We start from the raw sequence: 20,073 nt of genomic DNA on the forward strand, positions 1-20,073 counted from the left end.
CCGAGGATCACATGCGCTGGGTGTCTCTCCTCCTGTGTGGATGGTGGCTGGGCTGCGCGGCATCAGAGCCCCGCCCACCTGTCTCGCCCGTGAGCGCCTGGGAGGACTCCGCCGAGGACGCTCATGGCTGCCATGGCGGAGGAGGAGACCGCGTCCTCTCGTGGGTCTGCTCTGAAACAGGCTGTGCCCTGTATCGCGGTGAGGAACAGTCAGTCGGGCGGATCACCCGCACATTCGCGGGCACCCCACCTCCCGTGTTCATCGCGCCAGGCAGCAGTGCCCAGCGAACGTGGGGGAGCGCGCAGCGACTGCCCGGCGCTGCGCTGCCCGTCATGGTGTTCCGCTGGCACCCCCGAGAGAAGCTGCCCAGTGAAGTCCAGAGGCAGCAGGCTTTCGATGAATGGGAGCGGAGGCCGAAGGAGCGGCATCACATCTTTCCCCAGGCCTTGCAGGGCTACTTCGCGCGCAAGGGGATCAACGTGCACGACTACGTGATCGCCATCGACGCGGAGGTCCACGCCCGCATCCACCGGGGGAAGAATGGAGGTCCCTGGAACGCCGAATGGCGTGCCTTCATCGAGCACACCCTCGGTGAAGCCGAGAAGCACGAGCACTTCGAGCACGCGGGCGCGCTCATCCAGAGGTTCGCCCTCGCGGGCTACACCATGACGTATTGGCAGCGGTTCGACCTCACACCGGTTCCCAGGGACTGAATGCGCTACTTCGAGCTTCGAGAGCCCACGGACACCACTCCCTGGACCGGAGAGTTTCGCGTGCAGCGGCAGTGGGGCCTGCCCGGAGTGCTCTGCCCGACCTGTCATGCGGAATGGAGCGGCGTGCTGTCCTACCCCGCCGTGGACCTCTCCCTCCTCCCGGAGCAGCGGTCCTTCACGCAACCGCGCCTGGAGCCCTACGCGGAATACGCGCGGCTCGCGGAGCAGGTCCGCCCCCTGCTACCTCCAGGTGCGCTGCTCCAGCCTGGCTGCACCTTCGGTCCCCTGCGCGGCACGGCGAAGGGACGGTTCGGCCCCGTCACCGTCTTTCCCTCCTGGGAGATCTTCCTGCGCGAGGATGTCCTGGCCTCCTTGCGTGCCAGTTCGATTCGAGGACTCGTACCGGTGCAGGCGGACCTGTCGTTCCCGGTGCAAGGCTCGGAGCGCCTCCACGAGCTTCAGTTGCTCCCCATCGGGCGCCTGCACGAAGCCTGTCTTCCCGTGGGAAGGCCGCCACCGTGCACGACGTGCGGGCGGCAGGGATTCCGGATGCCCTCCAAGCGCTGGCTGGATGCGGACTCCCTGCCCGTCGAACTGGACATCTTCCGGTTGGAGGATGCCGTGACGCTGATCATCGCCTCCGAACGGTTCGTGGAGGCAATCCGTGCGTTGGGACCAGGTGATGTCGGAATCGTTGAAGTGAAGGCGGTTCCGGGAAGCAATCACCTGCCCGCTTGAAGCGGGAGCCCCGCGTGGCCCACGGGCCACGCGGACGTGTCCCGGCGCCCTCACCTTCCCCCGGGTCTTCAGCCCAAGTGGCGGTGGATCCATTCGCACGCGCCTTGCATCCGCGCGCCCGTCCACCCCATGTCCTCCCCGAGCCCCATGACCTCACTCCGCCCCTGCGCCCTGCTGCTCCTCCTCGCCGCCTGCGCCACCACGCCCTCCGTTTCCCCCACTTCCACGGACGAAGTCGTGCTCGCGGAGGACGTGCGCATCCGCCGCATCGCGCCCGGCGTGTGGATGCACGTGACGAACGCCGGCAAGGAGTGGGGCTTCACGCCCGCGAATGGCCTCCTCGTGGAGGATGGCGACACCTCCATCCTCGTCGACACCGGTTGGAATCCGCGCCACGCCGAGACCCTGCTCACCTGGGCCCGGGACTCACTGCGCCACCCGGTGCGCGCCGCGCTGGTGACGCACTTCCACATGGACCGGACCGGGGGCATCCCCACCCTCGACGCGCAGGGCATCGCCGTCCACGCGCGCGAGGACACCGCCCGCCGTGCCACCGCGCAGGGCAACCCCGTCCCCCACCAGCGCCTGTCGGATGCGCAGGACTTCGGGCCGCTGTCGGTGTTCTTCCCCGGCGCCGGCCACGCTCCCGACAACCTCATCGTCTACCACCCGGCCTCGGGCATCCTCTACGGAGGCTGCTTCATCAAGGACGCGGCGGCGAAGGACCTGGGCAACCTGGAGGACGCGGACACCGCTGCCTGGCCCGCGAGCCTTGAGCGCGCTCGCGCGCACTACCCGGACACGCGCGTCATCGTGCCCGGCCACCACGCCCCCGGAGGACTGGAGCTGCTCGAGCACACCGGGGCCCTGCTGCGCGAAGCCCCACCCGCGGCCTCGCGCTGAAACGCCCGAACCTCAGTCGTCCCGGTGCGCGTGGCCCTTCTTCTTGCCACGGCCATGCCCCCGGTGGTCGTCGTCGTCATCCCAGTCGTCGTCGCGACCGCCGCCCTTGCCCTTCACCTTATCGTTCACCTTGAGCAGGTTGCGCGTGTACGCGTCGTAGTCCAGGTGCAGGTGCCCCTTCGCCCTGTGCGTGTACGCGCGCAGCTTCACCTTCCACACGTTGTTGCCGGTGAGGTGCGCCTCCTTCAACTCGCACCGGTAGCCGCGCGAGCGGCACTGCTCGAACCCCCGGCGCACCGCCTCGTCGTAGTTCATCGCCACCGGACGCGGCGGCGGTCCCGGCCTCGGAGGGGGACGCGAAGGACGGGAGCTCGCGACGACACAACCCGAGGAGAGCAGCAGGGTTCCCAGCAGCAGGGCCAATCTCATGCGCGAGATGACGCCACACCCGCGCTCTGATTCAAACAGGCCCACCGTATGTCCGGGCAACTGCGGTGAGACTACAAACCTCCAGGCGAGGCGAACGCGACGAACAGCTCACCCGCGAGGTACGCGCGCAGCCCCTTGCTCTTCGGTCGGATGAAGTCGTTGAGCAGCGCACCCTTCGCCTGCCGGTGCACCGTGGGGAACGCCAGGTTCATGCGGCTGCGCGACACGCCCTTGCCACCGCGGTGGATGAACGTCACGGTGCCGTCCGCGTCCACGCGCTCGACGACCGCGATGTGCGTCATCCCGTCGTTGCGCTTGCCATCGCGGTTGCGGTCGTACGTCTCCTTGAAGAACGCCAGGTCCCCCGGCCTCGGGTTCAACCGGTGCACCGCGCCCGCCGCCTGCGCGCGCCGGAAGATGCCCGTGACGGCGTTCTCCCCCGCGAGGAAGCCGTGCGCCACCAGGTCGATGCCCGCCTGCAGGTACGCAAGCCGCACCAGCCCCGAGCAGTCATTGGGCACGGAGCGGTCCAACCGCCGCGCGCCCACGAGCTGCGCCGCGCGGGCCACGATGCCCCGGGCCTGCTTCGACGGCGGCGGCAACAGCTCGTCCCAGAGCGCGGGCCCCGTGAAGAGCGCCGCGGCCTCCAGCGCCGCCGCGATGACGCCTGCCTCCTCCGGCAGTTCGCGGGGGTCCGCCGCCATCAACGCCGCCAGCGCGTCACGGCCCTCCGGCGTCACGAACTCCAGCGGAGGGGGCGCCTCCGCCTTCACACCCAGTGCGCCCCCGGCGCCCACCGCCACGACCCCGGGCGACACCCAGGAAGCCTTCGAGGGCCCGGCGGCAGGCCGCTCCAACGCACCGTGGGAGGCGACGTCCGGGACGTGCGCGCAACCCACCAGACAGCCCAGCGACATCAGGACGACGAGCGACGAACGACGCAGCAGCAACAAGTCCTCCGGGGGTGAACGCGGGCGCATTCAACCCCGGAATCGTTGTACGTCAAACTGCGATCACCCCTCCCAGGTCGCGAGCAGCTCGCGCACCCGGGCGTACCTCTGGAGCAGGGTGGCGCGGTGGGCGCTGAGCACCACCATGAAACCCACCACCAGCAGGCCCAGCAGCGACAGGAACGCGGCGCCCACGCGGTGGTCGCGCATGCCGAAGCGCACCAGGTTGGCGGCCACGGCCGTCACGAGGAACGCCGAGCCCAGGTACACGTAGGAGCGGATCCGCAGCGCGACGCCCGCGCCCACGCCCACCAGGCAGAGCACGACGCACAGGAGCATCGCCTCGCCGTCGTTGAACATGAGCGGCTTCCAGGCCCCCGCCACGTAGATGCACGTCACCGCCACGGCGCGCATCTGCGCGTAGGCGTCCTGCGACAGCGCGCCCCGGAACACGCGCAGCAGGAGCAGCACGGACAGGCCCGCGGGGATGGCGTAGTACTGCGGCTCGCCGGTGCCGGTGCCCAGCCACACGAAGAACAGCGCCAGGTTGAAGGCCGCGACGGACATCAGCGACGCGGGGCCCTTGTCCTTCGAGCACGCGGCGAGCGCCGCGAAGTGCGCCGCGTAGCCCACGAGCAGCGCCACCGCCACGAAGGGCTGTCCCCACGGCAGCGACAGCAGCCCCGCCAGCGGGAACATCCACGCGCCCGCGACGGCCGGGCGGCGGAAGGCCTTGAGGCCCGCGCCCTCGCGCCGCACGAACAGGTACAGGCCGGTGAAGACCGCGCCCCCGACGAGCGAGGCCAGGCTGTCCGCCGTGCCGAGGCTCGCGTTCATGCCCAGCATCCGCACGCAGAGGTAGCCCGTCGCCACCAGCGCCTGCGCCATCCACGCGGCGGCTTCGTCCTCGTCCTTCGCTGCCCGGCGCACCAGGGCGAAGAGCAGGATGACCAGCCCGCCGCACGCCACCCACGCTTCGCGCGACGCACCGTCCGGGCCGCGCACCGTCAGCACGCCCAGCAGCACCTCCGCGAGCGCCAGGCCCGCGAAGGCCCGGCCCATGCGGCCGCGCACCTTCGCGCCCGCCACCGACAGCACCAGCGTGGCGAGCAGCGCGGTCGCCGCGCCGAAGTACGGGAAGATGAACTCCGCGCCCCGGCCGGTGGAGTACACCGCGCCGAAGTGCACGATGAACGCATGCACGGCGAAGAGGGAGGCCGCCCAACCCAGCCACTCGCGCTCGCGGCTGCGCGCCACCACCGTCCACGCGGTGACCAGCCCGAAGAGCACGCACAGCGGCATCCCCGGGTGCCTGGGGTCCCGCAGGGCGCCCAGTGACAGGAGCGCCAGCACCGCGCCACCGTGATGCAGCGCCGCGCCCACCGCCACGCCCCGCGCGTCCAGCCAGAAGCCCACCAGCGTCAGCACCAGCCCCACGCCGGCCAGCACCGCGGGCGCCCACAGCAGAGGCACCGCGGCGAGCAGCACCGCGCCCAGCAGCGCCGTGGCGCCGTTCATCATCAGGCGCTCGCGCGTCACCATCAGCGCCAGCGCCGCGAGCCCCGCCACCAGCGCCACCGGCAGGGGCAGCGCGCCCGGGCCCGCGTCAACCAGCCGCAGGCCCACCAGCAGCGCGACGGTGCCGGCGCCGCCCACCCACAAGGGCTCGCTCCACGTGCCCTCAATGCCTGGCGACAGGCGCGCGGCGGCGTTCGACAGCGCGCGCTGCACGGCGCCGGACTGGCACAGGGCGGACAGCACCGCGGCCACCAGGGCCACGCCCGCGACGAGCAGGCCCGCCTCCGGGCGCCACTCGCCCACGGCGAGGAGCTCCGTCTGACCGAGCGGCGCGAGCGCGAACACGCCCACCGCCGCGGTGAGGAGCCACCGCTGGGACAACAGGAAGGCCGCCGCCAGCAGCACCCCGCCGAACGCCGCCAGCGCTCCGGGCGTGGGCGCGGAGAGGACGGCCATCAGCGTCAGGCCCAGGGCCCCGCCCACGGCGGTGGGCCGCAGCGCCTCATCCCGCGGGCCCCGGAAGAAGGCCGCCAGCGCGTCCGGCACGTGGTGCGCCGCCAGGGCCAGGGCCAGCAGGAGGACGGTGGCGAAGGGCCGCGCCTCGGGGATGAACAGCAGGAGTCCGGAGGCGACGCCCACGCGCAGGGACGGCCGGGCGCCCGGCAGCAGCACCAGCGCGAGCGCGGAGACGAGCGCCGTGCGCTGGCCCACGTCCGGCAGCAACAGCGACAGCGCGCCCAGGCCGGCCAGCGCCACCTGCATCGCCTTCGACAGCGACTGACGCGGGGCTTCGTCACGCGAGCGCAGCAGCCACGAGGCCACGGCCGGCACGTGCTCCACGGCGCGCACCAGCAGCAGCGGATAGAGCGGCAACAGCGCGACCCACGCGGGCGGGTGCGCCACGGCCGCGATGGACACCAGGCCGAAGGGCACCATGAGCGCCGCGGCGAAGGACTGGCGCAGCGTGCGCGTCCACAGCAGCGGGAGCAGCGCGGGCCCCGCGAGCGCGAGGAGCGTGGCGTGCGGCAGCCGGGCCAGCGCATGGCCATCCCAGCACACCGTGGAAGCGACCAGCACCACCATCGCGGCCAGCGTGGAGACGAGGGAGAAGGACTCGCCGCCCGTGGCGACACGCCGCACGGCGGGCACGTCGTCCAGCAGGGCCAGGACGCTGAGGAACGCGGCCAGCCCCAGCAGGGCCAGCGGACCGGCGGTGTACAGCGCGACGCCCGCCTGGATGGTGGCCATCAGCAGGCCCACGGCGGGGGGCAGCATGCGCAGGGTGAAGAGCGAGGCCAGCGCCGCGCCCAGGAGGAACAGGGTCTGCTGACCCGGCCCCGCCAGCTCCGCCGGCACCAGCGGCAGGAAGAGCGCGAGGAGCCCCGCAGTGACGGTGCTCGCGCTGCGGCCCTTGCGCGCGGCCACCACCGAGCCCAGGAGCGAGGCCGCGATGAGCAGCACCAGCGACACGGCGGGCGGCAGACCCCACGCCGAATAGAGGCCCGGCAGGTCCGGCAGCAGCGCCAGCCCCACGAGCACCACGGCGAACGGCCGCGCGTCCGGGAACGTGCGCGAAGCCACCGCCACCGTCGCGGCGGCGGTGAGCAGCACGGGCCCCAGGAAGGGCTGCTGGCTCAAGAGCCCCCAGAGCACGGCGCTGCCCGCGTACAGGAAGGCCGGCACGCCCAGCCGCTTGAGCAGGCCGCCGCGTTCGCCCAGGAGCGCGAGCACCAGCGAGCCGCCCGCCATCGTCGCGAGCACCGCCTGCGTCGAATGGACGGAGGCGAGCTTCGGCAGCAGGGCCGCCGCGAGGAAGGCGCCATAGGCCAGGTAGCTCGCGTTGCGCAGCCGGAACGCGGCCAGCAGCACGCCCGCGCTGCCCAGCGCCATGCCCAGGAGGGGCGCGGTGACGGGAGAGGCCCCCACCCCGATGGCGAATCCGCACGTCGCGAGGACCCCGACCACCGTGCCCAGGAAGCGCTGCGTGCGCGCGTCCTCCAGGCGCCACACGAGGAGCGCGAGCCCCAGCGCGAGCGCGCCGGCCACGACGGTCGCGGGCCCCGCGCCGAAGGCGATGACGCCGGAGAACGGCAGCGTGGCGAAGAGCACCGAGCCCACGGCGGACAGCGGGAAGCGCTTGAACAGCAGGCCCGCGCCCAGGGACAGCGCGCCCAGGGACAGCGTGGCGAAGAAGGCCGGGCGCGCGTCGGTGCCCAGGTGTCCGTAGAGCGCGAACGCGGGCGCGGCCCAGGTGGTGGCGCGCAGCAACACGTCCGCGAGGCCCAGGTCGCGCGCGTCGCCGGTGCGCTCGCCGCGACGCTGGACGAGGAACGCGAGCACCAGCCCCGCGAGCACGAAGGGAATCGCGGTCAGCGCGCCGTACTGGAAGGGCAGCACCTCCGAGGGCGGGTAGCCCAGGCGCGCCTTGAGGGCGTTGAGCAGGAGCCTGGCCGCGTTCGGGATGAGCTGCACGCTGGACGCGTAGGAGAGATAGGCGCCGAAGTACGCCGGGTAGAGCCACTTGAGGCGGGCCACGGTGCCACGGGACAGCGACACCAGCGTGCCGGTGAAGATGGCGGCCGTGAGGAAGAGGGCCGGCTGGGTGCCGCTGATGGCGGCCGCGAGGCAGGCCACCTGGAGCGCCACGGTGCCGACCGCCAGCGGATCCGCGGAGCGCTCGGCTTCGAGCTTGCGGAAGCGCAGGCAGGTGGCGAGCAGGAAGGCGACGAAGGGGGCGTAGGTGCCAGCGGGAACGGGCGCGCCCGCGGAGGCCAGGGCCAGGTGCAACCGGATGGCGAACAGCGCCGTGAGGTACAGCGGCGCGGTGAGCGCGAACGCGAGCGCATCGCCCTTGCGCTGTGGGGTGACGTCCTTGCGCGACAGCAGGAAGAAGAGGATGCAGGGCAGCGCGTTGAGCCACACCGCCGGAGCGCCGATGCGCGCGGCCAGGGGCGCGAGCCCCATGATGAGCGTGGCGCCCACGAGGCCCACCTGGACGAACGGGCGCGAGGGAGCGTCGAAGGACTCGGCGGGTTTGCGAGCGAGGAACGCGGCGACGCCCGCCCAGACGAAGAGCAGCGGCACGAGCAGCGCGGGGTGCACGCCGTCCAGTTGGAGGGACTCACCGAACCCCATGGGCCCCAGCGCGACGCCGCCGAGCGGGGCCACGGCGGATCCGATGAGGCCGAGGATGTGGCCCGGCCGGCGCAGCGATTCGCGACGGGCGAGGAAGCCGCCCCACACGGAGAAGCCGACGGAGTAGCCCACGGTCATCACGAAGACGGTGAGCGAGCGGGTGACGGACGTCATCCCGGCCCAGGACTCGAAGACGAAGTAGAGCGTGCCGGAGAGGATGAGGAACGCACCAATGAACCACGCGATGCTCTCGTAGAGGAACGGCCGCCATACGCGGCTCCACGCCGACGTCTCTTCAACGATGCGCGCGGTGCGGCTGCGCGGCGCGGGCGGATCGATGAACGGCTCGCCCGGGTTCGGCGGCAGCGGGAGGGAGGCCCCCGCGTGGTTCGCGCTCTGGGGCCGCGCGCTGGCGCCGACGGGCGGACGGGCGGTGTTCAGGTCTGAGATCGGACCGTGAGGGAGGCCGGAAGACGGGGTGGCGACGCCCAGCGACGCGCAGACATCAAACGCGGAGAGCGTGGCTTCGGGCGTCGTCGCCGCGTTCGTGAGGGTGGCTTCCGAGGCGGCCTTGTCAGTGTGTTCGGCGGAGACGGACGTGTCGGTGAGGGCGTGGGCGACGGAGGCAGGGTCAGCGACGACGTTGGGTTCCACGGCGATGCCGTGCGCGATGTGCGGCTCGGAAGCGACGGCGGAGACGTTCTCCGTGGCGACGTGCGCGCCGGGTGCTTCGGAAGCAACGAAGGCCTTCGCGGGCTCCGCGTCCAGGCCTGCCTGCGTGCTGAACGACACGGGACCGACGGCGAGGGCCCCCTCCCCCATCGTCGGGGACGCGGCGTCGTTCCGGGCCGCCTCCACGTCGGGCGCGGACGTCAGGGACTCGGCGGGCGTCTCGGTGAGGACGGCGAGCAGGACGCGGGCCTGTCGCTCGTAGCGCTCGGTGAGCAGGCGGCGCACGTGGGGCGGCACGTCGGAGGCGTCCCAACGGGAAAGTTCGTCCAGGAGGAAGTGGACGTGCGCGAGCTCGGCCTCGATGGCGGACCGGACCCGGGTGGACATCTGGGTGCCGCACAGAACGCACTGGCAAGCGCTTCCCAGGCGTTCTTGACGGCAGGCAGGGCAGTACATGGAACTTCCCCCTCTACAACGGACGTGCCACGCAGAATGCCCTGGAAGGACGCGGGATTGAAATCCACCGGGGTGCGGTGGGCGCTTGGCACCTGTGCAGACCGCTGCACACGTGCACACCCGACGCTGGCCGCCGGGAACGACTCATGGGACCGTGGAGGTCATGAGCACGGACCTGACGTTGCGGCCCATCGAGGCCCGGGATGACGCGGCGGTGGCGGCGGTCATCCGCGCGGTGATGCCGGAGTTCGGAGCGGACGGCCCGGGCTTCGCCATCCACGACCCCGAAGTGGACGCGATGAGCGCGGCCTACACCCGGCCCCGACACGCCTATTTCGTCGTCGAACAAGAAGGTCGGGTGGTGGGAGGTGGAGGCATCGCGCCGCTGGACGGGGGCGCGCCGGACGTCTGCGAACTGCGCAAGATGTACTTCCTGCCGCACGCCCGGGGCCACGGCGTGGGCGAGCGCCTGCTGAGACACTGTCTGGAGTTCGCGCGCGGCGCCGGCTATCGCCAGTGTTACCTGGAGACGCTGGCCGGCATGGCGCAGGCCCAGAAGCTCTACCAGCGGCTCGGCTTCGAAACCCTCTGCGCCCCCATGGGCCGCACCGGGCACTTCGGCTGTGACCGCTGGTACGCGCTGGACCTCACCAAGGATGCCTGACCGCCTCCACACCAGCCGAGCAGGAACCCACGGCGAGTAGCCTCCACCAGACCCAACTTGTCAGGTCAGGAGGCTCCGCATGGCGGACAAACCCACGACCCCACCCCGACGCGCGCCCCGTGCCCAGAGCCCACGCACCGCGCACGCCTCCCCGGTCCAGACAGACAAGCTCCCGTTCGACATCGAAGAGGTCCTGCGCCGCGTCCGCCACGAGGTGCGCTCCTTCGCGGACGCCGCGATGTTCGAACTCGCCGCCAAGGGACACGGCTCCCTCTTCGAGCAGCTCATCGCGTGCATCCTCTCCATCCGCACGCTCGATGAAGTCAGCCTGCCCGCGTCCCTGCGCCTCTTGAGCCGCGCAGCCACCCCGGACGCCCTGGCCCACCTCACGCCCCAGGCCATCGACGCGCTCATCCAGCCCGTCACCTTCCACGAAGCCAAGGCGCACCAGGTCCACGCCATCGCCGTGCGCACGCGTGACGAGTTCCACGGCCAGCTCCCCGCCGACCCGGCCGTCCTCCAGTCCTTCAAGGGCGTGGGCCCCAAGTGCGCGCACCTGGCCCTGGGCATCGCCTGTGGCCACGAGGTCATCAGCGTGGACATCCACGTCCACCGCGTCACCAACCGCTGGGGCTACGTGAAGGCGTCCACGCCGGAGCGCACGCTCGCGGCGCTCGAAGCCATCCTCCCGCGCCCCTACTGGGTGGAGCTCAACCGGCTCCTCGTCCCCTTCGGCAAGCACGTGTGCACCGGCTCCCGCCCGAAGTGCTCCACGTGCCCCGTGCTCCCCTACTGCCGGCAGGAGGGCGTCACCTCCCACCGGTAGCGCGCGCCCCTACCGGTCATGCCCCGCGAACTGCGTGGCCCGCCGCGCGAACCTCCGCCACGGGTTCGTCCGGCCGCCGTTCTCCAGCGTGATCTCCTTCGAGTGCCGGACGTCCTTCTCCCAGCACGCCTCCATCTTCGCGGCGATCTCCCTGTCTTCGAACACCAGCGACCCTTCGCTCAACTTGTTGAGCGACAGCGCGTCCAGGTTCGTGGAGCCCACCACGCACAGCCAGTCGTCCACGAGCATCGTCTTCGAGTGCAGCATCGCCGGCTGGTACTCCCAGATGCGCACGCCCGCGGCCAGCAGCCGCTCGTAGGTGGAGCGCTGTGACGCGCGCACCACCGGCACGTCGTGGTGCGGTCCTGGCCCCAGCACGCGCACGTCCACGCCCTGCCGGACCTTCACCTCCAGCTGCTCCAGGATGTCGTTGGGCGGCGTGAAGTACGCGTTGGCGATCCACAACCGCTTCGTCGCCGCGGCCACCACCAGCCGCACCATCCGCTCCGCCTCCGTGATGCCCAGCCGCCCCGAGCTGTCGATGAACGCCGCGCACCCGCCGCCGTCCACCTCCAGCTCCGGGAACGCCTCGCGCGGCAGCAGCCCGCCCCCGGACTCCTGCCAGTGCTTGGCGAAGGTGACCTGGATGCGCCGGACCTCCGGGCCCTCCACGCGGATGTGCGTGTCGCGCCAGTTGTCCTCCTTCAGCCCTTCCCCCTCCCACACCTTCCAGATGCCGAAGCCGCCCGTGTACGCGATGCGCCCGTCCACCACGACGATCTTCTGGTGTGAACGCCCCAGCAGCCGCCCCAGCACCTTGCCCGCGAGCAGCCGGTAGTAGTGCACCTCCACGCCCGCCTCGGTGAGCCGCCGCTCCACCTTCTGGTCGAAGTCCTTGTCCCCCGTGGTCTCCTCGCTGCCCACCGGATCCACCACCACGCGGCACTGCACGCCCGCGCGCGAGCGCTCCGTCAGCGCTTCGACGAAGCGGTCCGACAGCTCACACGGCCGCCAGATGTAGACGAGCATGTGCACGCTGTGCTTCGCGGCGCGGATGTCCTCCAACATCCGGTCGAAGACCTGGCTGTTCTCCAGCAGGTGCATCCGGTGTCCGGGCGACAGCCCCACGCCCGTGGACTGATACAGCGCGAACGAGAACCCCTCCGGGCCGGGCGGCAGCTCGAATGGCCCCTGCATCTCGTGCTTGCGGTTCGTACCGTCCCCATCGAAGCCATGGGCCCCCGGCTGGGGCAGCAGTTCCACGTCCTGGAGCTCGCTCATGGCTGCAAACTAGGAACGGTCACCCCCCTGGGGCAGCCCACCGACTGTTTCCTCGGCCGCAAGGTGAACAGGACCCCATTCCGTCATTGCCGCCACCTTCCACCATGGCGAGACTGGGCCCGTTCCCTCGCCTGGAGAGATTTCATGCTCGATGCCACTTCGCGTCCCTCCGCCCGGGAGCTGCTGTCACAGGCGGGGCTCGCCCCCCTCATCCCCATGCTCTACGTCGCCTGGACGGACGGTGAGATGACGGCCGAGGAGCTGCGCGCCCTGGGCACCGCCGCCCGCGCCCAGCCCTGGCTGGACCTCAAGGCCAGCACCGTCCTGGCCGTCTGGGTGGATCCGCTGCGTCCGCCCTCCCCCCGTGAGCTGGCCCTGGTGCGCGAGCACATCCGCGTCACCGCCGAACGGCTGGCCACCAGCAACCAGCAGAACCTCGCGGAGCTGGGCATGCAGCTGGCCCAGGTGCTCGCGGGCGAGGCGCCGCTGGACGTTCCCGTGGCGGAGCTGGCCAAGGCCCTGGCCGCGATGGAGGCCACGCTGGGCGTGGACGGCAAGGAGGCGGTGCGCTCCCTGCTGCCGCATCCCTCGCGCACGCCCCACGCCGAGGCGCGCTCGCACACCGCGTCCTTCAACCCCGCGGCGATGACGGACGTGCTGGAGCGCACCTACCGCGACGTGCGCAAGCAGGTGCGCGGCTGGCTGGAGGACGCGGACTTCCGCTACAAGGAAGGGCTGGACACCACCGCCTACCGCGACCAGGTCTTCGACTGGCTCAAGCACCTGGCCAACGACGGGCTGGGGCAGCTCGCCTTCCCCAAGGGGCGCGAGGGCGGCGCGGACCTGGGCGCGTTCATCGCCGCCTTCGAGACGATGGCCTTCTTCGACCTGAGCCTCGTCATCAAGGCGGGCGTACACTTCGGCCTGTTCGGCTCCAGCATCCTGTTCCTGGGCACGAAGCGGCACCACCAGCAGTACCTGCCCCAGGTGGCGTCCCTGGAGCTGCCCGGCTGCTTCGCGATGAGCGAGCTGGGCCACGGCTCCAACGTGCGCGACTGCGAGACGGTGGCCCGCTACGACGCGGACACGCGCGAGTTCGTCATCGACACGCCGTCGGAGACCGCGCGCAAGGAGTGGATTGGCAACGCGGCCCGGCACGCGCGCATGGCCACCGTGTTCGCGCAGCTGGAGGTGGACGGAGAGCAGCTGGGCGTGCACGCGCTGCTCGTCCCGCTGCGCGACATGCACGGCAAGGTCCTCAAGGGCATCCGCATCGAGGACTGCGGCGAGAAGATGGGCCTCAACGGCGTGGACAACGGGCGGCTGTGGTTCAAGGGCGTGCGCGTGCCGCGCGAGAACCTGCTCGACCGCTACGGCCAGGTGACGGAGGACGGCGAGTACACCAGCTCCATCACCGGCGACTCCAAGCGCTTCTTCACCATGCTGGGCGCGCTGGTGGCGGGCCGGGTGAGCGTGGCGTGCGCGTCCCTGAGCGCGGCCAAGAGCGCGCTGACCATCGCCGTGCGCTACGGCGACCTGCGCCGCCAGTTCGGCCCCACCGGCTCGCGCGAGGTGCGCCTGCTGGACCACCAGTCGCACCAATTGCGCCTGCTGCCGCTGGTCGCCAAGGCGTACGCGCTGGACTTCGCGCTGGAGCACCTGGTGGACCGCTACGTCCACCGCACGGAGGACGACGCGCGCGAGGTGGAGGCGCTGGCGGCGGGCCTCAAGGCCTACGCGTCGTGGAACGCCACCGCCACCGTGCAGGAGGCGCGCGAGGCGTGCGGCGGCCAGGGCTACCTCACCGCCAACCGGCTGCCGTCCATCAAGGCGGACACGGACGTGTTCACCACCTTCGAGGGCGACAACACCGTCCTCATGCAACTGGTCGCCAAGGGCCTGCTCACGGGCTACCGCCAGCGCTTCGAGGACGACCGCGTCTTCGCGGTGCTCAAGCTCATCGTGGACCGGGCGGCCACGGTGGTGACGGACAGGAACCCCATCGCGGGCCGGCGCACCGACAGCGACCACCTGCGCGACAGCGACTTCCACCTGCGCGCGCTGCGCTTCCGCGAGGAGGAGATGCTCGCGTCGGTGTCCCGGCGCATCCGCAAGCGCCTGACGGCGGGCGTGGAGGCGTTCGAGGCCTTCAACCAGGTGCAGGTGCACCTGCTGGCCCTGGCGCACGCGAGCGTGGAGCGCATCGTGCTGGAGCAGTTCCTGCTGGGCGTGGCGGCGGTGAAGGACGAAGCGCTCAAGCCGGTGCTGGGACGGCTGGCGGACCTGTTCGGCCTGTCCTGCCTGGAGTCCGCCAGCGGCTGGTTCCTGGAGCACGGCTGGCTGGAGGGGCCCAAGGCGAAGGCCATCCGCAAGGAGCGCGTGCAGCTGTGCGCGGAGCTGCGGCCGGACGCCGTGGGGCTGGTGGACGCGTTCGGGATCCCCGACTCGTGCCTCGCGGCGCCCATCGGGCTGGGGCGGCTCGCGCCCGGCGGTGAACGCTTCGACGACGTGGCGGGAGGGCCATGAGACCGCGTGCGTGGTGGGCGGTGCTGGGGCTCGCGGGGATGACCGGTTGCGCGACGGTGTCCCCGGCGGAGCGGGCCCAGCGGGCGGTCGCGGCCAACAAGGAGCGCGCGCGCCTGTTCACCGAGGAGGTCTACAACCAGAAGCGCCTGGAGCGCATCCCGGAGTACGTCGCGGCGGACTACGTGGACCGCTCGGAGGGCGCGCCCGAAGCGCTCCGGGGCCCGGAGGTGGTGCGCACCCAGGCGGAGGCCGGCTTCGCGCTCTTCCCGGACCTGCGCTTCGAGCTGCTCCACGTCCTGGCCGAGGACGACTGGGTCATGGTGCGCTGGCGCGCGGTCGGCACCGACACCCAGGGTCCCGTCGCGGATGACGGCAAGCCCCGCACGGTGACGCTCCAGGGAGACTCGCTGTACAGGCTGCGCGACGGCCGCTTCGTGGAGTCGTGGGACCTCACCGACCGGCTCTCGCCCCTGCTCCAGCGGGGCTACAAGGTCGTGCCGCCCGCGCCGTGACGGCGTCTTCCCATTGACACCCATGCACCGGACCCATCAGGGTCCGGGAATGAAGATGAACGCCGGGCCCATCCGGGCCGCCGACAAGGCCCGTCAGAGCGCCTTCCGCACGGCCTTTCCGCCCCACGGCCCCCAGGGCTCCTCCTGGGGAAGCAAGCTGCTGCGGGTGTTCGGCTGGGGGCTCGTGCTGCTGGGCGCCTTCCTGCTCGTCGTGGTGATTGATGGGTGGAAGGCGTTCGGCCAGGGCGCGGACGGCGCCCGGCGCGAGCGGATGGAGCGCTCGCCGCAGTGGCAGGACGGGAGCTTCGTCAACGCGCAGCCCATCCTCAACAACTGGGAGCGCACCCTGTCGAGCATGTTCCATTCGAGCCCCGACAGCAGCCCCCAGACGCCGCTGACGGTGCCCCCCATCGATCCAAAGCGCTTCGCCACGCCGCCTCCGGACGGGCTGCGCGTCACCTGGCTGGGGCACTCGAGCACGCTGGTGGAGGTGGATGGGCACCGCGTGCTCACGGACCCCGTGTGGGGCGAGCGCACCTCGCCGCTGGAGTGGATTGGCCCCAAGCGCTGGTTCCCCGCGCCCATCGCGCTCGGCGACCTGCCGCCCATCGACGCGGTGGTCATCTCCCACGACCACTACGACCACCTGGACTTCGCGACCATCACCGCGATGAAGGACTGGAACACGACCTTCGTGGTGCCGCTGGGGGTGGGCGCGCACCTGGAGTACTGGGGCGTGCCCGCGACGCGCATCGTGGAGCTGGACTGGTGGGAGCGCACGCGCGTGAAGGGACTGGACATCGTGTGCACGCCCGCGCGGCATGCGTCGGGCCGCTTCCTCCAGCAGGACAAGTCGCTGTGGGCGGGCTGGGCGCTCGTTGGGGCCCGACACCGCGTCTACTACTCCGGTGACACCGGCCTGTTCCCCGCGATGGAGGAGATTGGCGCGAAGCTGGGGCCCTTCGACCTGACGATGATTGAAGCGGGGCAGTACGGCGCCGGCTGGCCGGACTGGCACCTGGGGCCGGAGCAGGCCGTGCTCGCGCACCGGCTGGTGCGCGGCCGGTTGATGATGCCCGTGCACTGGGGGCTCGTCACGCTGGCGAACCACTCCTGGACGGAGCCCATGGAGCGCTCGCAGGTGGCCGCGAAGCATGACGGCGTGAGCATCACCTCGCCCCGGCTCGGGCAGGACTTCCTCGTGCAGGCGCCCCCCACGGAGCGCTGGTGGCCCGACGTGCCGTGGCAGACCGCGGAGCAGGCCCCCATCGTGGCCAGCCAGATTCCCCCCGCGCTCCGGGAAGGACACCCCGCCCTGCCGCTCGTCGTGACGCCGCCAGCCCCCAGCCCGACGCGGGCCGCGACCCCGCCGACCACGGCGCCCCAGGGCGCCACCCCCGCCCCGAACCCGACGCCGCAGCAGGCCGCGCCTCCCCAGGTCGCGAGTCCCCAGGGGGCGACTCCGTAGGACGCGAGCCCGACTCGCCACCCACGGCGCACGAACCCACCGAACGCGCGATGTGTGACGAACTGCCAGAAGCGCTGCGCAGGGCCTTCCAGGCCACGGCCTACGTCGTTCGCGCGCACCCTCGCGTCGGAGACCTGAAGCATGTGCTGCGCGTGGGTGCCCCGCACCCGTTGCTCGACGCCGCGCTCAGCGCGCACGGGCATGCTTCGTGGGCCTTCCTCACCGCGTGGAATCCGCACGCGCGGGCGCATCCGCCTCGGACCAACGAGCGCCTCCAGCGCACCTTGCGCGGCCTGCTCGAAAACGGCGGCCATCCGTACGTGCCCGCCGTGGGCGTGGCGGACGACCGGCGCTGGTTCGAGGAGAGCCTCTTCGTCCCCGGCATGTCCCGCGACGAGGCCCGGCGCACGGGCGCGCTGTTCCTCCAGAAGGCGGTGCTCTGGGGCCGCGTGGGCGGTGTCGCGGAGCTGGTGGGGTGTCTGGGGTGTCCAAGCCCTTGATGAGGCTCGGTGTGGTCTTCATGACGCTGCCGCAGTCCCAGCCGTCTTCAGCGACCCGAGCCGCCCGTCGCGGGGCTCGCGTCGCTGGGTCGGAAGGTGCTGGAGGTGGGCGCGAAGGTGGGCGTGATGTCCAGGCGGCGTGACCCCGTCACGCGCTGCGCCAGCTCATCGAAGTCCAGCTCCAGCAGCTTGCCGGACCCCTCCGCCGGGAGCGCGAAGCGGATCCGCCAGTAGTTGGGGCGCACGCGCACCGCCTCGCCGCCCTGCGCCAGGAGGATGCCGTTCTGCCGGGCGTACTCCGCGCCCGCGTCGATGACGTTGCGCTCACCCAGCTCCGCCTGCACGGACGCGGACGCGGGCGGCACGGGCGGACGCCCCGTGGGGCCGGTGGCACAACCAGCACCCGCCAGCAGGGCAGGCAGGAGAGCGGCTATCAGTGAGCGGGGCGCCATATCCAGACAGTGGACACGGCGACGTCAAGCGGCACTGTGGGACAGTTGCGAATCTCCGGCTGACGCATGCCCGGCCGGAGCGACGGCGCGGGGGAGGCTCCCCGGCCGCCTGGGAGGCAGGACTACTTGGCGGGCGTCGGGATGCCCGCGCGCTCCACGACCTCGTCGATGAGGCCGTACTGCCGGGCCTCCTCGGCGCTCATGAAGTAGTCGCGCTCGGTGTCCTTCTCGATGCGCTCGATGGTGTGGCCCGTGTGCTTCACGAACAGGCCATTGAGGTACGTGCGCAGGCGGAGGATCTCCTTGGCCTGGATTTCGATGTCCGTGGCCTGACCCTGCGCGCCGCCCAGCGGCTGGTGGATCATGATGCGGCTGTTGGGCAGGGCGTAGCGCTTGCCCTTGGAGCCGGCCAGCAGCAGCAGCGCGCCCGCGGAGGCCGCCTGGCCCACGCAGATGGTGGACACGGGGCATTTGACGTACTGCATCGTGTCGTACATCGCGAGCGCCGCGGTGACGGAGCCGCCGGGGGAGTTGATGTAGAGGTTGATGCCCTTGTCCGGGTCCTCGGACTCCAGGAACAGCAGCTGGGCGACGATGAGGTTGGCCACATCGTCGTTGATGGGCGTGCCCAGGAGGATGATGCGGTCCTTGAGCAGACGGCTGTAGAGGTCGTACGCCCGCTCGCCGCGGTGCGTGGTCTCAATGACGAAGGGGACGTTCATGGCCCCCGTACCCTAATCGTCCCCGCTCCCGCGCGCTCCCCCCTTCTTGCCGGAGCGTGCGCTGTCCCACGCTTGGGCGGGTGGGACGGGCGCCCCGGGTGGGACCGGAGGGCGGGGCATGCCCCCCCCGGCCCGGGGTGCCATGGGGCCTACAGGTTCCCGGTCATCTTCTCCGGGCGGACCCACTGGTCGAACTGCTCGGCGGTGACGAGCCCCAGCTCCACGGCGACCTCCTTGAGCGTCTTGCCCTGCTTGTGCGCCGTCTTGGCGATCTTCGCCGCGTTGTCGTAGCCGATGTGCGGGTTGAGGGCCGTCACCAGCATCAGGCTGCGCTGGAGGTTCTCCTGGAGGCGGGGGAGGTTCGGCTCGATGCCCACCGCGCAGTTCAGCCGGAAGCTGCGCATGCCGTCCGCCAGGAGCCGGCAGCTCTGCAGGAAGTTCTGGATGATGAGCGGCTTGAAGACGTTGAGCTCGAAGTTGCCGGACGCGCCGCCCAGGCAGATGGCCACGTCGTTGCCCATCACCTGGGCGCACAGCATGGTGAGCGCCTCGCTCTGCGTGGGGTTCACCTTGCCCGGCATGATGGAGCTGCCCGGCTCGTTCTCCGGGATGTTGATCTCCCCGATGCCGGAGCGCGGCCCGGACGACAGCCACCGGACGTCGTTGGCCACCTTGAACAGCACCGCCGCCAGCCCCTTGAGCGCGCCGTGCGCCTGCACCAGCGCGTCATTGGCCGCCAGCGCCTCGAACTTGTTGGGCGCGGTGACGAAGCCGTGGCCGGTGAGCTTTGCAATCTCCGCGGCCACGCGCTCGGCGTAGCCCGGGGGCGCGTTGAGGCCGGTGCCCACGGCGGTGCCGCCCAGCGCCAGCTCCAGCAGGTGCGGCAGGGACGCGTCGATGTGGCCCTTCGCGCGCTCCAGCTGCGCCACGTAGCCGCTGAACTCCTGGCCCAGCGTGAGCGGCGTCGCGTCCTGGAGGTGCGTGCGGCCAATCTTCACGATGGACTGGAACGCCTGGGACTTCTGGGCCAGCACGTCGCGCAGGGCCTCAAGCTCCGGCAGCACGTGCTTCACCACGGCCTCCACGGCGGCCACGCTCATCGCGGTGGGGAACACGTCGTTGGAGCTCTGGCCCTTGTTGACGTCGTCGTTGGCGTGCACCTTGCGCGCCTCCCCGCGCTCGCCGCCCAGCAGCTCCGAGGCGCGGTTGGCCAGCACCTCGTTGCAGTTCATGTTCGTCTGGGTGCCGCTGCCGGTCTGCCACACCAGCAGGGGGAACTCCTCGTCGTGCTGACCCGCGAGCACCTCGTCCGCGGCCTTCGCGATGGCCTGCGCCTTCTCTTGGGACAGCGAGCCGTTCTCCTGGTTCACGAGCGCGGCGGCCTTCTTGACGAGCACCAGCGCGTGCACGAGCGCCACCGGCATCCGCTCATTGGAGATGGCGAAGTTCTGCCGGCTCCGCTGCGTCTGCGCGCCCCAGAGCCGGTCGGCGGGGACTTCGATGGGACCAAAGGTGTCCTTCTCGATGCGAACGTTCTTGGTGCTCACGGTGAGGCCTCCCCAGCAGGGAACGACGATGTCCAGGCGCGGCGATTAACACCCCCACCCC

16 protein-coding genes are annotated in these 20,073 nt (G+C 71.4%); 9 read left to right on the forward strand and 7 right to left on the reverse strand.

Annotated features, from left to right (window positions below; all coding sequences use genetic code 11):
* Positions 1-11 precede the first annotated feature (11 nt).
* The 3 genes from OV207_RS19170 (at position 12) to bla (ending at position 2,354) form a co-directional block, all read left to right on the forward strand.
* On the forward strand, positions 12-713 hold the full coding sequence (locus OV207_RS19170) for a TIGR02269 family lipoprotein (protein WP_267556650.1): 702 nt from the start codon (positions 12-14) through the stop codon (positions 711-713).
* Positions 714-1,451: a double-CXXCG motif protein gene (locus tag OV207_RS19175; RefSeq protein ID WP_267556593.1), complete on the forward strand. Its 738-nt coding sequence runs from the start codon at positions 714-716 to the stop codon at positions 1,449-1,451.
* Positions 1,452-1,598: 147 nt separating this feature from the next.
* The gene (gene bla, locus OV207_RS19180; protein WP_267556594.1) at positions 1,599-2,354 is read left to right on the forward strand and encodes a subclass B1 metallo-beta-lactamase; all 756 of its coding nucleotides are present in this window, start codon (positions 1,599-1,601) and stop codon (positions 2,352-2,354) included.
* Positions 2,355-2,366: 12 nt separating this feature from the next.
* On the opposite strand, the gene OV207_RS19185 is transcribed toward bla, so the two are convergent.
* The 3 genes from OV207_RS19185 to OV207_RS19195 all read right to left on the reverse strand — a co-directional run bounded on the left by OV207_RS19185 (position 2,367) and on the right by OV207_RS19195 (position 9,445).
* Positions 2,367-2,783, reverse strand: a complete 417-nt coding sequence (locus tag OV207_RS19185) for a hypothetical protein (RefSeq protein WP_267556595.1) — start codon at positions 2,781-2,783, stop codon at positions 2,367-2,369.
* A 71-nt stretch (positions 2,784-2,854) separates the two neighbouring features.
* Entirely contained in the window at positions 2,855-3,763 is a 909-nt protein-coding gene (locus OV207_RS19190; protein ID WP_267556596.1) for a CHAP domain-containing protein, read from the reverse strand.
* Between the two features lie 33 nt (positions 3,764-3,796).
* Complete coding sequence (locus OV207_RS19195) at positions 3,797-9,445, reverse strand: hypothetical protein (protein ID WP_267556597.1); 5,649 nt, start codon at positions 9,443-9,445, stop codon at positions 3,797-3,799.
* A gap of 232 nt (positions 9,446-9,677) precedes the next feature.
* On the opposite strand from OV207_RS19195, the gene OV207_RS19200 reads away from it, so the two are divergent.
* On the forward strand, positions 9,678-10,178 hold the full coding sequence (locus tag OV207_RS19200) for a GNAT family N-acetyltransferase (protein WP_267556598.1): 501 nt from the start codon (positions 9,678-9,680) through the stop codon (positions 10,176-10,178).
* A 79-nt stretch (positions 10,179-10,257) separates the two neighbouring features.
* Positions 10,258-11,004 carry an endonuclease III domain-containing protein gene (locus OV207_RS19205; protein ID WP_267556599.1) on the forward strand — a complete coding sequence of 249 codons (747 nt, stop codon included), beginning with the start codon at positions 10,258-10,260 and terminating at the stop codon, positions 11,002-11,004.
* 9 nt (positions 11,005-11,013) lie between these two features.
* Here the strand turns inward: OV207_RS19205 and OV207_RS19210 are convergent, their stop codons facing one another.
* The gene (locus OV207_RS19210; RefSeq protein WP_267556600.1) at positions 11,014-12,285 is read right to left on the reverse strand and encodes a phospholipase D-like domain-containing protein; all 1,272 of its coding nucleotides are present in this window, start codon (positions 12,283-12,285) and stop codon (positions 11,014-11,016) included.
* Between the two features lie 144 nt (positions 12,286-12,429).
* Between OV207_RS19210 and OV207_RS19215 the strand changes: the two genes are divergently transcribed.
* From OV207_RS19215 to OV207_RS19230, 4 genes are read left to right on the forward strand one after another with little or no spacing between them, the layout of a single operon-like run.
* Complete coding sequence (locus OV207_RS19215) at positions 12,430-14,811, forward strand: acyl-CoA dehydrogenase (protein WP_267556601.1); 2,382 nt, start codon at positions 12,430-12,432, stop codon at positions 14,809-14,811.
* Positions 14,808-15,323, forward strand: a complete 516-nt coding sequence (locus OV207_RS19220) for an ester cyclase (protein WP_267556602.1) — start codon at positions 14,808-14,810, stop codon at positions 15,321-15,323. Before OV207_RS19215 ends, OV207_RS19220 begins: the two co-directional genes overlap by 4 nt.
* A gap of 49 nt (positions 15,324-15,372) precedes the next feature.
* Entirely contained in the window at positions 15,373-16,791 is a 1,419-nt protein-coding gene (locus OV207_RS19225; RefSeq protein ID WP_267556603.1) for an MBL fold metallo-hydrolase, read from the forward strand.
* 50 nt (positions 16,792-16,841) lie between these two features.
* Positions 16,842-17,291 carry a DUF3293 domain-containing protein gene (locus tag OV207_RS19230; RefSeq protein WP_267556604.1) on the forward strand — a complete coding sequence of 150 codons (450 nt, stop codon included), beginning with the start codon at positions 16,842-16,844 and terminating at the stop codon, positions 17,289-17,291.
* Positions 17,292-17,338: 47 nt separating this feature from the next.
* On the opposite strand, the gene OV207_RS19235 is transcribed toward OV207_RS19230, so the two are convergent.
* The 3 genes from OV207_RS19235 to fumC form a co-directional block, all read right to left on the reverse strand.
* Positions 17,339-17,656 (reverse strand): hypothetical protein, encoded by a 318-nt coding sequence (locus OV207_RS19235; RefSeq protein WP_267556605.1) that lies wholly within the window; start codon positions 17,654-17,656, stop codon positions 17,339-17,341.
* A gap of 209 nt (positions 17,657-17,865) precedes the next feature.
* Positions 17,866-18,465, reverse strand: coding sequence for an ATP-dependent Clp endopeptidase proteolytic subunit ClpP (gene clpP / locus OV207_RS19240; protein ID WP_267556606.1), 600 nt, complete (start codon positions 18,463-18,465; stop codon positions 17,866-17,868).
* Positions 18,466-18,614: 149 nt separating this feature from the next.
* A complete protein-coding gene (gene fumC / locus OV207_RS19245; protein ID WP_193350192.1) occupies positions 18,615-20,012 on the reverse strand; it encodes a class II fumarate hydratase in 1,398 nt (465 codons plus the stop codon).
* Positions 20,013-20,073 lie beyond the last annotated feature (61 nt).

Source organism: Corallococcus sp. BB11-1, assembly GCF_026626625.1.
In the GTDB taxonomy this organism is placed as follows: Bacteria; Myxococcota; Myxococcia; order Myxococcales; family Myxococcaceae; genus Corallococcus; species Corallococcus soli.